The organism is Paraburkholderia sp. GAS41, assembly GCF_050436545.1.
Lineage (GTDB): Bacteria > Pseudomonadota > Gammaproteobacteria > Burkholderiales > Burkholderiaceae > Paraburkholderia.
In genome coordinates this window covers 51,226-66,526 of record NZ_JBNDMK010000022.1, presented here as the reverse complement: position 1 = coordinate 66,526, position 15,301 = coordinate 51,226, and the positions used below count along the sequence as shown (strand labels likewise).

Below are 15,301 nucleotides of genomic sequence, written 5' to 3'. Positions count from 1 at the left end.
CCCTGCAGCCGGGCCGTCAGACCACGCGCGGCGCAGGAAATACCCCGAAACTATGGGCGATCAGGCGATTTGCAACAATAGGCCTTTCAGATACTCGCCTTCCGGGAATGCAGTGAGCAACGGATGATCGACACCAGCCCCGAGGCGCTTGAGGATGCGGGCGTCGACCCGGGCATCGGCGGCTGCACCGGCGACGATCTTCTGGAACAGTTCGGCGTCGATGGCGCCGGAGCACGAGTAGGTGAACAGCAGACCACCCGGGCGCAGCAGCTTGAGACCGGTCAGGTTGATGTCCTTGTAGGCGCGCGCGGCGCGGTCCACGTGTTCGCGCGAGGGCGCGAATTTGGGCGGATCAAGCACGATCAGGTCGAAGCGCTCACCCTCTTCGTGCAGCCGGCGCAGCGTCTTGAACGCGTCGGCGTCGAGCCACGTGGCGCGGGAGGCGTCGAAGCCGTTGGCGGTGACGTTCTGCTGCGCGAGCGCCAGCGCCTCGCCGGATGAATCGATCGACACCACCCGTTTTGCCCCGCCCTTGAGCGCGGCCAGCGAGAAACCGCCGGTGTAGCAGAAGCAGTTCAGGACGTCGCGATCCTCGGCCAGTTGCTGCACGAGCGCCCGGTTATCGCGCTGATCGACGTAAAAGCCGGTCTTGTGGCCGTTGCGCACATCGACGTGGTAGCGCACGCCGTTTTCGCTGGCAATCAGCGGGTCGGAGGGCGGCTCGCCCGCCAGCACGCCGGTGACCTGTTCCAGCCCTTCCTTCTCGCGGATCGACACGTCCGAGCGCTCGTAGACGTTCGGGCAGCCGGTGGCGGCGATGAGCGCGGCGACGATCGCCTCTTTCCAGGCCTCGACGCCGGCCGCCATGAACTGGCAGACGAGCTGGCTGCGCTGGCCGGCATCGTCGGCGACGTAGTGATCGACGATCAGGCCCGGCAGTCCGTCCGCCTCGCCGAAAATCAGGCGCACCGCGCCGGTGTGATGCACCATCGCCTGACGGTGCTCGATGGCGCGCTGCACGCGGCGCTTGAAGAACGCGTGGTCGATCGGCTCGGCCTCGTCGAAGCTCCAGACCCGCGCGCGGATCTGCGAATGCGGGCTGTAGGCGGCGCGTGCCAGAAAGCGGCCGTCATGCGAGCGCACCAGCACCGTGGCACCGGCGGCGGGCTTGCCGTCGACACGGTCGATTGCGGTCGCATAGACCCACGGATGGCGGCGCAGCAGCGACTTTTCTTTCGACGGTTTGAGCGTAACGGTATTCATGACTTAGCGAGGTATTCAGCAGAACAATAGGCCGCGTGCGGCGGCGAAACTGGCGACAGTGAGCGGCAAACACCGCGCAAGCGGTTGTCTCAGTTGCGTTTTTTGGCGCGCGGATGCGCCTGATCGTAGACGTGGGCGAGATGCTGGAAATCGAGCGCGGTGTACACCTGCGTCGCGGTGATGCTGGCGTGCCCGAGCAGTTCCTGCACGGCGCGAAGGTCGCCGCTCGATTGCAGTACGTGGGTGGCAAACGAGTGGCGCAGCACGTGCGGGTGGACGTTGGCGGGAATGCCGGCGACCAGCGCCAGACGCTTGACGCGATCGCGCACCACGTTCGGCGACATCCGGTTGCCGCGCGCCGACAGAAACAGCGGATGCGGATCGTGTTTGACGAACTCGCCGCGCACCGCGAGCCACGCGTTGAGCGCATCGAGCGCCTTGCTGCCGACCGGCACGATGCGGCGCCGGTTGCCTTTGCCGAGCACTTCGACTTCGGCCGAATCGAGCTTGAGCCAGCCGGCGGAACGATAGCCGTCCGCGTCGGCGAAACGGGCATCGAGTCCCACCAGTTCGGCAAGACGCAAGCCTGACGAATAGAACAGTTCGAGGATCGCGTGGTCGCGCAGCCCTTCTGCCGTGCCAGCCGCGGGCGCTTCCATCAGCCGGTTGGCGTCGTCGACGGAGAGTGCCTTGGGCAGCGTCTTGGCCTGCTTCGGCGCGCGCACCGTGGCGACCGGATTGGCCGGCAAGTCGACACGCCCTGCGAGCCAGCGGTAGAACGCCCGCCACGCCGACAACCGATGGCTGATCGAACGGGCCGTCATACCGCCCGCGTGGGCGCGCGACACCGCGCCGCGGATATCGATCGCGCTCAGGCTTTCGAGCGGCCGGCCTTTGGCCAGTTGCTTCAGTTCGTCCAGTTCATGCGTGTAGCCGCGCAAGGTGTGCGCCGACAGCCGCCGCTCGTGCTCGAGATTCGACAGGTAGTCGGCGATCGGGTCGGCGGGAGTCACGGTAGCGGGGCGGCGACGACGGCGCGGATGGCGACGCCGCTCAGCGCGGCAGCAAGCGGCTGAGGGCCGCGCTGGCGAGGGCGCCGATCTGCGTCAGGAAGTCGGTCGCCATGCCGTCGTGGAAGCGCCGCGCGTCGGCCGAGCCCATCACCAGCAAGCCGAAGGTCGGGGTGTCTTCCTTGCCCTCGGGGTCGCGTAGCGCGAGCAGCGCGATCGATTCGGTGGCATGCCGGTTTTCCTGCTCGCTGTCTCCGTCAACGGGCACGGCGGCGATCGCCGGGACGAGCCATTGCGCGGCTTCAAAGCCGGAATTCGCACCGCAATACGGCGTGGTGAGGCTGTTCGCGAAGATGCGCACTTCCTCGCCGACCTGGCGGGCGAAGTCGGCCTGGGCATACGGCTCGGCGACGTCCCACACGCGCAGCGCCGCTTGCGGCACGTCGAACACATCGCGCAGGCCGTTGGCAATCGTGCGCGGCAGCGCGTAGGGATCGCGCTCGGCCATGACCCGGGTGGTCCAGCGGTTGAATTTCGAGGCGATGCTGTCGTTCTCGTGCCCGTAGCGCAGCAGTTCGGCGAGGCGCCGTTCGAGATGCTTGTTCTTCTCGCGCAGCATTTCCATCTGCCGTTCCTGCAGCGAGACCGCGGCTTTGCCGTGCGGATTCGCGAGCTTGATGGTCGCGAGCATTTCCGCGTGTTCAGCGAAGAATTCGGGGTTGGCGAGCAGGTATTCGGCGACTTCGCGATCGTTCATGGTTTCGGCTAAAGGACACGCCCTCGGGCAGGCGCATCGGTCAATGGAGTCAGTAGGCGACTGGTCGGGCTGAAATCGCCCAGACTTCGCGCAAGGCACATAGCCGCTCAGTCGGCCAGTTCGATTTCACCTTCGAAGACCGTGGCAGCGGCGCCGGACATCAGGAGCGGCGCGTTCTCGTCTTCGCCATTCCAGGAAATCGTCAGGGTGCCGCCGTGCGTGTTGACCTTCACGGGCGAATCGAGCAGCCCGCGGCGGATCCCCGCGGCGACTGCCGCACAGGCGCCCGTGCCGCACGCCAGCGTTTCGCCGGCACCGCGTTCGTAGACGCGCAGTTTGATCTCGTTACGCGTGACGATCTGCATGAAGCCGGCGTTCACCCGTTGCGGAAAGCGCGCATGAAGTTCAATGACGGGCCCTTCGACACGCACCGGATACGCCTCGACGTCGTCGACGACCTGCACGGCGTGCGGATTGCCCATCGAGACGACCGAGATCCAGCGCGTCGCGCCGTTCACCTCGAGCGGCCAGAGCGCGTCGCCGCGCTCGCGACGGCTTTCGAGGCCGCTGGCGTCGAATGGCACGCGGGCCGGTTCGAACTCGGGCGTGCCCATGTCCACCTCGACCTCGCCGTTGTCCTGCATGGTCAGCGTGATTACGCCGTTTTGCACCTCGACGCGCACGCTGCGCTTGTCAGTCAGGTGTGTGTCGCGCACGAACTTGACGAAGCAGCGCGCGCCGTTGCCGCAGTGCTCGACCTCGCCGCCGTCGCAATTGAAAATGCGGTAGCGGAAATCCACGCCTTCGATAGTGGGCTTTTCGACCAGCAGAAGTTGGTCGGCACCGACGCCGAAGTGCCGGTCCGCGAGCGCGCGTACTTGCGCAGCGCTCAGGTTGAGCGGCTGCGTAAAGCCGTCGAGTACGACGAAGTCGTTACCCGCGCCGTGCATCTTGGTGAATTTCAGTCTCATTTCGCTATTGTAAGTGACACACGCAAACCTGCGCCGAAGCCGGTTTTATTGCGCCGCGATCCCATATGGCTGGGGCGCGGCACGTCTACGACACGGCTGCCGAATTTTCTTCAGTACACACTCGGCACACCTGGCGGGCGCGTTTTAAAGCGTTTGTGGACCCAGTAATACTGCTCCGGCATCAGGGGAATCTGCTCTTCCAGAAAAGCGTTCATGCGGCGCGCGTCGGCTTCGTCGTCGCCGGTGGGGTAGTTCTCCCACGGCTTGAACACCTTGAGACGGTAACCCTTGTAGTTCGGCAGCACCTCGCCGATGAACGGGACCACCTGCGCCTGCCCGACCTTGGCCAGTCGCCCGACGGCGGTCAGCGTGCAGGTCGGCACGCCGAAAAACGGCACGAAGGTCGAATTGCGCATGCCGTAATCCATGTCGGCGCCGAGCATCACCGGTTTTTTGTCGCGCAGCCAGCGCAGCACGATGCGCGCGCTGTCGGCGCGGCTCGCCATGTCCGCGCCGAAACGGGCGCGCGCTGCTTTGGCGACGGCCTCCAGTTCGGTGTTCGACATCGGCTGATACAGCGAGCCGCACTGCCGCCGCAGGGAATAGTTGAGGAAGATCGAGCCCGCTTCAATACCCACGAAGTGAAAGCCGAGAAACAGCGTGGGCGGCAGATTGGGATCGGTGAGATCGATCGCGCTGTCGAGCTGGATCAGCTTTTCGAGCTTTTTGGCCGAGCCGAACCACTGCACGCTGCGCTCCAGGTAGCTGCGGATAGCGTGGCGGAAGTGCTTCTGCGCGACGTCTTCACGACGCTCGTCGCTCCACTCGGGGAAGCACAGCTTCAGATTGATATGGACGATGCGCTTGCGCCGGCTGGGGATCTGATAGAGCAGCCAGCCGAGGCCGTCGCCGAGGCGGGCGACGAGGCCATAGGGCAAAAGCGCAAACAGTTTCAGCAGTCCGATGGCGAATCTGGCCCCGAGGCGGCTCAGCATGTCGCCGCTCCGCGGCGGGCATCTGAGGACGCCGCGCTCAAGGAAACCGAAAACGAGTCGAAATACAACACGCGTGGGTACTCTGTGACAAATATAGGAAGTCGCTATAATAAGGGCTTCGCCGAGTTAATAGACAACTTGCGGGGCGAAGCTGGCAGGTGCGATCCACGCGATACGCGCCCGCCGGTCAGGAAATCCGCTAAAGCGTCGCCGCTTCAGGCTTCCGGAGCTGGCTACGTGAAACTCAACCGTAACCACACAACAGGAGTCTGCAACGTGGCAAACGACTATCTCTTCACCTCCGAATCCGTTTCGGAAGGCCATCCGGACAAGGTCGCGGACCAGATCTCGGACGCGATTCTCGACGCGATCCTCGCCCAGGACAAGTATTCACGCGTTGCCGCTGAAACCCTGTGCAACACGGGTCTGGTCGTGCTGGCCGGTGAAATCACCACCACCGCGAACGTCGATTACATCCAGGTCGCGCGCAATACGATCAAGCGCATCGGCTACGACAACACCGATTACGGCATCGACTACCGCGGTTGCGCGGTGCTCGTCGCGTACGACAAGCAGTCGCCGGACATCGCCCAGGGCGTGGATCGCGCGCATGACAACAATCTCGATCAAGGCGCTGGCGACCAGGGTCTGATGTTCGGCTATGCGTGCGAAGAAACGCCGGAACTGATGCCGCTGCCGATCCACCTGTCGCACCGTCTGGTCGAACGTCAGGCTAACCTGCGCCGCGACGGCCGTCTGCCCTGGTTGCGTCCGGATGCGAAATCGCAGGTCACCGTGCGCTACGTCGACGGCAAGCCGTACGCCATCGACACGGTCGTGCTGTCCACGCAGCATTCGCCGGACATCGAACTGTCCACGCTGCGTGAAGCGGTCATCGAAGAAGTCATCAAGCCGACACTGCCGGCAGAACTGATCAAGGGCGACATCAAGTTCCTGGTCAACCCGACCGGCCGGTTCGTGATTGGCGGCCCGCAAGGCGATTGCGGTCTGACGGGCCGCAAGATCATCGTCGACACGTACGGCGGCGCAGCGCCGCACGGCGGCGGCGCGTTCTCGGGCAAGGATCCGTCGAAGGTCGACCGTTCGGCGGCTTACGCTGGCCGCTATGTCGCGAAGAACATCGTCGCGGCGGGTCTCGCATCGCGTTGCCTGATTCAGGTGTCGTATGCAATCGGCGTGGCTCAGCCGACGTCGGTGATGGTCAACACGTTCGGCACGGGCCGCGTATCGGATGCAACGATCACGCGCCTCGTCCAGGAACACTTCGACCTGCGTCCGAAGGGCATCATCCAGATGCTGGATCTGCTGCGTCCGATCTACGAAAAGAGCGCCGCCTACGGCCACTTCGGCCGTGAAGAGCCGGAATTCACGTGGGAAGCAACCGACAAGGCACTGGCGCTGGCCGAGGCTGCAGGTACGGAACCGGTCGCTGCGCTGGCTTAAGTTCGCAGTGTAAGCACGCTCTTCCACTACAGGAAAAAACCCCGCCGGCGTCAAGCCGTGCGGGGTTTTTTATTTGGCCGGATCAGGCGTGGCTGGGCGGCGGGTGTCGTAGGGCGCGCGCCCTAAGCCTCAACCGTTACCCTTGCAGAGGACGACGCCAAGCTGCGGCCATGCCGCCGGCCGGAATCGGAATGATCGATTGCGCTGCTTAACGGCTTGCGAAGCCGAACCAGCCTTCGCAGCAGAACGACATCCGGCGCGGACGGCGGCTGGTGCTGCGCGGTGCCACGGCACGTGGCGCAGGCAGCGCACGCAACGGAACCGGCTTGCGCAGGAGCGTGCGCAGTGAAAAGCGGCGTGAGCCGGCCCGCGTGCGCAGCGCGATGAAAAACGTCTGGAACCAGGTGCGAATGCCATCCACCGCCTTGGCGTCGCGCCATTGTCCGGCCAGCGCACGGGTGCGCGTTGCATGGTGACGCAGCGCTCGCATGACGTGACGGCGCGCGGGACGCGCTGCCTTGAGGGCGGCGCGGGTCAAACGGGTGCTCAGGAGAGTGTGCATGGCTTCGAAAGTAGGCAGCGTGTCGCGCGACGGGAGGTGCTGCAAAAAGCAGCACCAACTATGCCAGCGGGAGCGACGCGCAAGCCCGAAATGGGACCGGGAGTGGCGGCAACAGCCTGGGACGGCCGTGGGTAAAGGAAAGCAGAGGGAATTGCAATCAACATGCGTGCAGGCTACACGCGAATCGTGACGTCAGAAAGTCCGTTTTAACCCTCGTCCTTACGGGTTTTTACGGGGTTTACCGTTCACCAGAGGCGCCCGGATCGATCCGTTTGCGGTCGATAAGCGTGCACGTCCGCACTCGTTGCGTGCAATGGCTGCTTTGTCGCACCGCAAAGGCCGCGCACTGATCGCGCACGTTTTACAATCGAGCATCGGCCAGTTGAAAGTAACGGAAATACCCCATGTCAGTTCATTCGAAGAAAGAACAGGTTCAGATGTTGCGGGAACGGGGCTTCGTCGTCGTGCCGGGGCTGGTTTCGTCCGAGCGCTGCAACGAAATGAAGCAAATCGCGTTGCAGCAATTGCAGGAAGAGGCCGCGCCGATCGAGTTCGAGGCGGACTTGCGCTATCCGGGCGCACCGGAATCCAGGCACGCGCCCGGCGGTCATACCGCGCGCCGGCTACTGGACGCCTACGCGCGTCATCCGCGCTTTGCGGCGTGGGCTACGGCGCCGGAAATCCGCGGCTGGATGGAAACGTATTTTGGCGAGGAACCGCGCCTGTCGCGCGTGCATCACAACTGCATGATGACCAAGCATCCCGCCTATGGCAGCCTGACCGGCTGGCATCGCGATGTGCGTTACTGGTCGTTCGAGCGGGACGATCTGGTTTCGGTGTGGCTCGCGCTTGGGCCCGAAACCGTCGACAACGGCGCGCTCTGGTTCGTGCCGCAATCGCACAGTGTGACCTTCACGTCCGAGCGTTTCGACGAGGCGAAATTCTTCCGCTCCGACTTGCCCGAAAACCAGGCGCTGATCCAGACGGCCGTCTCACCCGAACTCAAGACCGGGGATGTGGTGTTTTTTCACTGCAACACGCTGCATTCGGCGGGTAAAAACATCACCGATCACGTGAAGTTTTCGCTGGTGTACACCTATCACGGCACGAGCAATGTGCCACTGCCGGGTTCGCGCTCCGCGTCGAAGCCCGAGGTGGCTTTCTGAAGCTGGCGGGCACCCGCCGCACGGGTGCCCTTTAATGTCTGCTATCCGACCTAGCGCTTGCCGCCCGAGGTCGAGATGCCGATCAGTCCGGCGAGTGTGGCCACCACGCCGCCTGCAAGCAGGTAAATGGACTTATTGCTCGGTGAGCCCGTGAACACGCGCGACACGTCGCTGCTCAGCGAGTGGTACGACTCGCCGCCGAAATACAGCAGCACCACGCCGCCGACAATCAACGCGAGCGAAATCGCTTTGGTCATGAGATGCCTCAAATAAACGGGGACGTCGAAGTGTAGGGGAGCGTGACGGCGGCGTCCATGCTCCGCTCGCCTGTCCAGCGGCCTCGCGTCGGACTTGTCCCGCATAATGGGCGCCTGCAACCTTGCCGGCGATTCGCTAAGATAGTGTGTTCGTCTCACCGCGCACTGAACCGCACGCGGCTGTCTCACGCCAACCCATGGCATCGCAGCGGCCTGACGACTCTTCCTTCCGTTTTCATCAAGGGATTCAAAGCAATGGCTTACGAAGCAGCTTCAGCACGCTATTCGGACATGCAGTACCGCGTTTGCGGCAAGTCGGGGCTCAAACTGCCGGCGCTTTCGCTGGGTCTGTGGCACAACTTCGGTGATACGACACCGCTCTCCACGCAGCGCGACATCCTGCGCACCGCTTTCGATCTCGGCATCACGCACTTCGATCTGGCGAACAACTATGGGCCGCCGTACGGCAGTGCTGAAACGAATTTTGGACGTCTGTTCAAGGACGACTTCAAGCCGTACCGCGATGAACTGCTGATTTCGTCGAAGGCAGGTTGGGACATGTGGCCGGGCCCGTACGGTCAGGGCGGCGGCTCGCGCAAATACATCCTCGCGAGTCTTGATCAGAGCCTGCAACGCATGGGGCTCGACTACGTGGATATTTTCTATTCGCACCGTTTCGACGCAGACACACCGCTCGAAGAAACCGCCGGCGCACTGGCAACCGCTGTGCAGCAGGGCAAGGCGCTTTACATCGGCATTTCGTCGTACTCGGCTGCCAAGACGCGCGAGATGGCGAAGCTGCTCGCCGAATACAAGGTGCCGCTGCTGATTCACCAGCCGGCTTACAACCTGTTGAATCGCTGGGTCGAGCATGAGTTGCTCGACTCGCTCGAGGAACTCGGTACGGGCAGCATTGCCTTTACGCCGCTTGCGCAAGGTCTGCTGACCGGCAAGTATCTGAACGGCGTGCCGGACGATGCGCGCGTCAACAAACCAGGTGGCGGCTCGCTGAAACAGGACCATCTCAACCCGCAAAACATCGAGCATGTGCGCAAGCTCAATGAAATCGCGCAGCGTCGCGGTCAGAGCCTGGCGCAAATGGCCCTCGCATGGACGTTGCGCGGCGGGCGCATCACTTCGGCGCTGATCGGCGCGAGCAAGGCCGATCAGGTGCGCGAGAACGTCGGCGCACTGAAGAACCTCGAGTTCTCGAAAGAAGAACTGGCGGAGATCGACCGTTATGCGACGGAAGGTGGCGTCAACCTGTGGGAGAAGCCGTCCACCGATCAGGCCATCTGAAGCTCGCGGGTTCTCGCCGAGCCGCAGTCAGGAAAGTCGCCGTAAGGCGGCTTTTTCTATAGACGCGGGCTTTGCGTGCTCGGTTGCGCCGCTAGACGAGCGCGGGCAAGCCTTCGACCAGCAGGACCGCGACGCCCACGCCGAGCAACGCGCCGATCAGGCGGAAGACGTTGTGCCTTAGCTCCGTTTTGCAGGGTAGGGCGCCGACAAACAGAGCGCCGGCTAGTGCCATCGGAATGATCAGAATGAAATCGGCGATCGTGAAGTAGGTCGTCATGCTCGTCTCCTTATGGGGCGCTCGCGAGGTCGGCGACTGTATTTCTGGATTGGATGGTGCCGCTACGCTTGATTTGAGTATAGGCGACGCCTGAATCTGCGTGGGTCGCATTTGCGGCGCTGCAACGCCGCTCGGCGAGGCCCGGAAGTCTTGTCAGGCGGGGCTGCGCGGGTTTGCGTGGCGCCCAGTCGATATCCCTGACAGTGAAGCGAATGCTTACACTGTCCTTTCCGGATGGGCCGCGACAGCGCAGTCGAGGCCACCAACCCTGCGTTAGGCTGCACTGCGCCTTTCACGCCGATGCAGCCAGAGCGAAACGGCGAGTCCGAGCGCGAGCAGCATGCCGACCAGTCCGGCGACGCCATCCCACCCATGAGCGGTCCAGAAGCGCCCGCCGTATGAACCGACGAGGCTCGAGCCGAGGTAGTACGACAGCAGATACATCGCGGCGGCCTGCCCTTTTGCCTGTTTCGCCAACCGCCCGACCCAGCCGCTCGCTACCGCATGACCGGCGAAAAAGCCGAACGTCACGCAGGCGATGCCGGCTGCGATGGCCGTGATGGGGTGCAGCATCGTCAGCCCAAGGCCAATCAGCATGATGACGATGGCGCCGGTCAACACGCGTCCACGGCCGAAGGAATCGGCCATCCGGCCGGACCATGGCGAGGCCACCACGCCGGTCAGATACACGACGAAGATCGCGCCGATAGCGCTCTGGCTAAGCTGATAGGGTGGCGCGAGCAGCCGGTAGCCGATGTAGTTGTAGAGCGTGACGAAGCTGCCCATCAGCACGAAGCCCAGCAGGAACAGTGCAGGCAGGCTGGAGTGCGTGAATTGCTGGGCGAGCGCGGCACGGTGATGTGCAAAGCCGAGTCCGCGACGTGGCACGAAGTGGCGCGACGGTGGCAGCAGCGCACGAAACGCGAGCATCGACAGGATGCCGAGCACGCCGATCGTGCCGATGGCGATGCGCCAGGAGAACAGGTCGGCGACCACGCCGGTAATCACCCGCCCCGCCATGCCGCCGATTGCCGTGCCGCCGACATAGAGGCCCATCGCGAGGCCGAGCCCATCGGGATGAACCTCCTCCGCGAGGTAGGCCATCGCGACAGCCGGCACGCCGCCGAGCGCCAGCCCTTCGAGCGCGCGCAAAACCAGCAAGGTGTGCCACTGCGGTGCGATGGCAACGCCCACGGTGAGCAACGCCGACAGGGTGAGCGAGAGCGTCATGAGCCGATGGCGGCTCCAGCCCTCCGAAATGGAACCTGCGACGAATACCGCAAGTGCGAGCGTCGCGGTGCTGAACGACAGCGACAGACTGCTCTGCGCGGGACTGACGTTAAACGCGGTGGAAAATGCGGGCAGCAAGGGCTGCACGCAATAGAGCAGCGAGAACGTCGCATAGCCGGCGAACAGCAACGCCAGGCTGGCATGCCAGTAAGGGCGCGTGCCACGTTCGAGATAGGGCACAGCCGAAGTCGATGCAGCAGAGCCGGGAGGTGAGGAGGGGTGAACAGCGGAAGCAGCGGTCCGGTGGGATTCCGGCGATACGGTCACGAAACAGTCTCCCTGCAAAAGCGAAAACCACAACGATACGCGTATTACGTGTGCGGCGTCTGCGGGGCCGGCTCGACATAGGGGCCTCATGCGCGCGCGTTTCACCGCGACTGTCGACGATACGTTGACGATGCACGGTAGAAGCGCCGTGATAGGCCAGGTAGACAGCGCTCGCGCAACACCCACGTATGTTTTCGATATATCGGTGGCGTAAGGTTTATGATGGGCTCATCGGCATGCGGTAGAGTAGGGCCATCGGCTTGTTTTTTTGCCGGCCCACCACCGCGTGCGTCGCGGAGACAATCAGGTGCGTGCGCAACGTGTTCGACGAAGCGGCGCTTTTATCATCACCTCGACCGGCAAAGACGTTCATATAGCCGGCTATGGGAGAACGGGGAAATATCATGCAAGTCGGTTCTATTGTCCGCTCCGTGCATATCGCCGTGCCTCAGGGCGCGCGCGGAATTGTCATGCGTATTCTTGGCGATATGGCGATGGTGGCCTGGTATGCCGGTGAACCCGGCACGTCGCCGCATTTGAATACGGAACCCTTTTTCCTCGAAGACCTGATTGATACGGGCGAACTCGTGCGCCCGGCCAGTGCACAGATGCACTGAACGCGGCGCGTACCCGCGCGTGTTGCCGCGACGCTCGTCTTTGCTGGCGGCGCGGCGCACAATGCGGGCATGAACCACGAAACTCACGATTCGCAGGACAGCGCCCCCGGCGCTGTGCCCTTTACCCGGCTGACGCCGGAATGCGTACTCGACGCGATCGACAGCGTCATGAGCACGGTTGGCGTGCGCACCGATGGGCGCATGTTGCCGCTCAACAGCTACGAAAACCGCGTCTATCAGATCGGCGTCGAGGACGGCCCACCGGTTGTTGCCAAGTTCTACCGGCCGCAGCGCTGGACGGACGAAGCGATTCTCGAAGAGCATGCGTTTGTCGCCGAACTCGCCGCGCGCGAGATTCCGGCCGTGCCCGCGCGCGTCTTCGAAGGACGCACGCTGCATACATTCGACGGCTTTCGCTTCTCGATCTTCGAGCGGCGCGGGGGCCGCGCGCCCGACCTGGATCGGCGCGATACGCTCGAATGGCTTGGCCGTTTCATCGGACGCATTCATGCCGTCGGGCAGACGCAGAATTATGTGGCGCGTCCGACGCTCGATATTCAGACCTTCGGCTATGAACCGCGAGATTTTCTGCTGTCGCAGCATTTCGTGCCCGACAACGTGCGCACGGCGTGGGAGACCGTGGTGAATCTCGCGCTGCAAGGCGTTGAGCGGGCCTTCGAGCGGGCCGGTGAACTCCGCGCCGTGCGAATGCACGGCGACTGCCATCCGAGCAACGTATTGTGGACCGATGCCGGTCCGCATTTTGTCGACTTCGACGATAGCCGCATGGGACCGGCGGTGCAGGATCTATGGCTGCTGTTGCCGGGCGAACGCGCCGAAGCGTCGCGCGCGCTCACCGATTTGCTCGCGGGCTACGAGGACTTTTGCGAGTTCGAGCCGCGTGAACTGCATCTGATCGAAGCCCTGCGCACCTTGCGACTGATTCATTACCAGGCGTGGCTGGCGCGCCGTTGGGACGATCCCGCCTTTCCCGCGGCGTTTCCCTGGTTCAACACGCAACGATACTGGGAAGACCGCATTCTCGAAATGCGCGAGCAACTCGGCGCCATGCAGGAGGGGCCGCTGTGGCCGGTTTAACGTGTCGCTGTCTCGCCGGTTAGGCCCACGGTCGTGGACCTGCTGATCAAGGTGCGAGCAGCGAGACGGATGCAGACGGCGTCGACGGTGAGAACGCTGTGACGTTCGATGTTTCGACCAGCGTCGACCTGACGATCACTTCGGCCCGCACATCGCGCTGGAGTCTTTCGAGCGTGGGGCGCATCTGCACGAATTCGTCGGGGGTGCAGACATCGCTGTCGAAATGCGTGCTGCCATCGCGCGTTAGGGTCACGACATTGGTGAGCGGATCGAACGTGTACTGCGAGTGGAAATCGATGAAGCGATCTTGTGCCTGGATGGCCTCCGGCATGTCGAGCACGCGGAAATTCGACGGCAGCGAGATGCGTGTGTGCTCGTGCAACTCGAGGTTGCGGCACACGAACGGCTGGGTGCGCTGGCGTTCGCCCAACCAGTACTGCGCATCCGCACTGAAGCCGCCCGCAAAGCTCGTCAGCGCGGGAATGGAGGCCGCGGTGCCCGGTACCACGAGGCTCTCAAGGGTGCCTTTCAACGTGATGGTCAAGGGACCGTCGGTGGCGCTGAGATCGCTCGTGGAGAGGGTGGCCGTGCCATTCAGGTTGGCGCTGCGCAATTCGGCCTGAATCGATTCTTCACGCTGGGCCGGGGTCTGCATGCGCAGCATGGCGCGCCCCTGTTCCGCGGACCAGCCTGACGCCTGCACCTGATAGACGAAGCTCGCCGAGCCATTGGGCGCGACCGTGATGGCCAGCTCCGAAAGATGCGCCATTGGCGCGGTCGCGGGCGTTTGCGCCAGCTTGCCTTCGGCTACGAGCACGGCGGGCCGGTCCATGTCGCTCGAAGGCAGAAAGCCGAATTCGGTATTCGACGCGGTTGAATCAGCGTACATCTGCAGGTCGGGCAACCAGGTGATGACATGATTGATCACGCCATAGCCAGGCACGCTCGGCAGCGTGTAGATCGTGCCGCTGCTGATCAGGGCCGGTTCGTTGCGGATGCCCACGGCGTCGAGCAATGCGCCGTACAGGGCGACGTGATCCTTGCAGTCGCCATAGCGGTCCGCGAGGATGGCGCTGGCCGGATGCGGCACCACCGCGCCGCGCCCGACATTGATCGCGACATAGCGCACATTGCGGCGCACCCAGTCGTAGAGCGCCTTGGCTTTTTCACGCGGCGAGCTTTGGTGCGCCGTGACCGACTGCGCGAGCTGGACCAGTGCGGCATCATGCGCGCTCGGGTCTGCGGATGAAGCGCGATAGGTCGCAGCGAAGGCCGCGTAGTTGGCGAAGGTGGACACCATCAAACGGTCGCCGTAGGACACGTAGGCCACCGAACCATGTTCGAGCCGGCTGAAGTGCGCGCGATCGTAGCGGAATTCGTAACGCGTACGACCGTCGTGCGTCACCGGTGGCTCGGCGGTGAATCCGCGTGCGTCGGCGTAGAGCGGTTTGTCGGCGGGCAGATCGTAGATCAGGCGGAAGTTGTGGGTGGGCGCGAGATCGGGCGGCGTGAAGTCGCTGAATTCGCCGTCCACGATCGGCACCTTCTGCGTCTTGCGATACGTGAGATGAACGCGCGAACCCGGCTCGACCGCGGGAAATACGATCACCTTTTCCTGGATGTCCTGGAACATCGGCGCGTCGAACGAGCGGGCTTCCTGGACGTCACGAATCTCATCGGGCTGGACGTCGTGGCGTACGCCGTCGGCGCCGGTCGTATAGGCCTCGATGATCTCCACATCCGCCATGTTGCGGTTGAACCAGATGTATTGCTGGGCGGTGCGCGCGACACCCGCTTCGTTGTTCACCTGCAGCGTCATGCTGTCGAGCTTGCTGAACGAACCGTCAGCGTTGACGGTGTAGGTCTGCGTTTCGCCTTCGTTGGTATAAGGGTCGTCAGGATTGACCGCGACGCTCGCGCTGGCGGCGCAAGCGCACAACAGCCAACTGACAGTCGCAATACAGGCGAACGGGAAGAGGCGCATGGCGGGTTCAGGTGTCCGAACGGA

At 63.5% G+C, this 15,301-nt stretch carries 15 protein-coding genes; 5 read left to right on the top strand and 10 right to left on the bottom strand.

Features of this window, described 5'->3' with window-relative positions; genetic code table 11:
• Nucleotides 1–60: 60 nt before the first annotated feature.
• The 5 genes from P3T43_RS26070 to P3T43_RS26050 form a co-directional block, all read right to left on the bottom strand.
• Complete coding sequence (locus tag P3T43_RS26070) at nucleotides 61–1,263, bottom strand: class I SAM-dependent rRNA methyltransferase (RefSeq protein ID WP_429283891.1); 1,203 nt, start codon at nucleotides 1,261–1,263, stop codon at nucleotides 61–63.
• Between the two features lie 89 nt (nucleotides 1,264–1,352).
• Complete coding sequence (gene xerC / locus P3T43_RS26065) at nucleotides 1,353–2,276, bottom strand: tyrosine recombinase XerC (protein WP_429283890.1); 924 nt, start codon at nucleotides 2,274–2,276, stop codon at nucleotides 1,353–1,355.
• 40 nt (nucleotides 2,277–2,316) lie between these two features.
• Nucleotides 2,317–3,030 (bottom strand): DUF484 family protein, encoded by a 714-nt coding sequence (locus tag P3T43_RS26060; RefSeq protein WP_429283889.1) that lies wholly within the window; start codon nucleotides 3,028–3,030, stop codon nucleotides 2,317–2,319.
• A 107-nt stretch (nucleotides 3,031–3,137) separates the two neighbouring features.
• Nucleotides 3,138–4,001, bottom strand: coding sequence for a diaminopimelate epimerase (gene dapF, locus P3T43_RS26055; RefSeq protein WP_429283888.1), 864 nt, complete (start codon nucleotides 3,999–4,001; stop codon nucleotides 3,138–3,140).
• A 110-nt stretch (nucleotides 4,002–4,111) separates the two neighbouring features.
• Complete coding sequence (locus P3T43_RS26050; protein ID WP_429283887.1) at nucleotides 4,112–4,996, bottom strand: lipid A biosynthesis lauroyl acyltransferase; 885 nt, start codon at nucleotides 4,994–4,996, stop codon at nucleotides 4,112–4,114.
• A gap of 276 nt (nucleotides 4,997–5,272) precedes the next feature.
• On the opposite strand from P3T43_RS26050, the gene metK reads away from it, so the two are divergent.
• Nucleotides 5,273–6,460 carry a methionine adenosyltransferase gene (gene metK, locus P3T43_RS26045; RefSeq protein ID WP_429283886.1) on the top strand — a complete coding sequence of 396 codons (1,188 nt, stop codon included), beginning with the start codon at nucleotides 5,273–5,275 and terminating at the stop codon, nucleotides 6,458–6,460.
• A gap of 208 nt (nucleotides 6,461–6,668) precedes the next feature.
• Here metK and P3T43_RS26040 read toward each other — a convergent pair whose 3' ends face one another.
• Complete coding sequence (locus tag P3T43_RS26040) at nucleotides 6,669–7,022, bottom strand: hypothetical protein (protein ID WP_429283958.1); 354 nt, start codon at nucleotides 7,020–7,022, stop codon at nucleotides 6,669–6,671.
• A gap of 404 nt (nucleotides 7,023–7,426) precedes the next feature.
• On the opposite strand from P3T43_RS26040, the gene P3T43_RS26035 reads away from it, so the two are divergent.
• On the top strand, nucleotides 7,427–8,188 hold the full coding sequence (locus P3T43_RS26035; protein ID WP_429283885.1) for a phytanoyl-CoA dioxygenase family protein: 762 nt from the start codon (nucleotides 7,427–7,429) through the stop codon (nucleotides 8,186–8,188).
• A gap of 50 nt (nucleotides 8,189–8,238) precedes the next feature.
• Here P3T43_RS26035 and P3T43_RS26030 read toward each other — a convergent pair whose 3' ends face one another.
• Nucleotides 8,239–8,445 carry a DUF3185 family protein gene (locus P3T43_RS26030; RefSeq protein ID WP_429283884.1) on the bottom strand — a complete coding sequence of 69 codons (207 nt, stop codon included), beginning with the start codon at nucleotides 8,443–8,445 and terminating at the stop codon, nucleotides 8,239–8,241.
• 255 nt (nucleotides 8,446–8,700) lie between these two features.
• On the opposite strand from P3T43_RS26030, the gene mgrA reads away from it, so the two are divergent.
• Complete coding sequence (gene mgrA / locus P3T43_RS26025; RefSeq protein WP_429283883.1) at nucleotides 8,701–9,744, top strand: L-glyceraldehyde 3-phosphate reductase; 1,044 nt, start codon at nucleotides 8,701–8,703, stop codon at nucleotides 9,742–9,744.
• Nucleotides 9,745–9,835: 91 nt separating this feature from the next.
• On the opposite strand, the gene P3T43_RS26020 is transcribed toward mgrA, so the two are convergent.
• A complete protein-coding gene (locus P3T43_RS26020) occupies nucleotides 9,836–10,021 on the bottom strand; it encodes a hypothetical protein (protein WP_429283882.1) in 186 nt (61 codons plus the stop codon).
• Between the two features lie 273 nt (nucleotides 10,022–10,294).
• Entirely contained in the window at nucleotides 10,295–11,578 is a 1,284-nt protein-coding gene (locus P3T43_RS26015) for an MFS transporter (RefSeq protein ID WP_429283881.1), read from the bottom strand.
• A gap of 404 nt (nucleotides 11,579–11,982) precedes the next feature.
• Here P3T43_RS26015 and P3T43_RS26010 point away from each other — a divergent pair, with 404 nt between their 5' ends.
• Both P3T43_RS26010 and P3T43_RS26005 read left to right on the top strand, forming a co-directional pair.
• On the top strand, nucleotides 11,983–12,195 hold the full coding sequence (locus P3T43_RS26010) for a hypothetical protein (RefSeq protein ID WP_429283880.1): 213 nt from the start codon (nucleotides 11,983–11,985) through the stop codon (nucleotides 12,193–12,195).
• A gap of 69 nt (nucleotides 12,196–12,264) precedes the next feature.
• A complete protein-coding gene (locus P3T43_RS26005; RefSeq protein WP_429283879.1) occupies nucleotides 12,265–13,293 on the top strand; it encodes a serine/threonine protein kinase in 1,029 nt (342 codons plus the stop codon).
• 46 nt (nucleotides 13,294–13,339) lie between these two features.
• Here P3T43_RS26005 and P3T43_RS26000 read toward each other — a convergent pair whose 3' ends face one another.
• The gene (locus P3T43_RS26000) at nucleotides 13,340–15,277 is read right to left on the bottom strand and encodes a DUF3857 domain-containing transglutaminase family protein (RefSeq protein WP_429283878.1); all 1,938 of its coding nucleotides are present in this window, start codon (nucleotides 15,275–15,277) and stop codon (nucleotides 13,340–13,342) included.
• Nucleotides 15,278–15,301 lie beyond the last annotated feature (24 nt).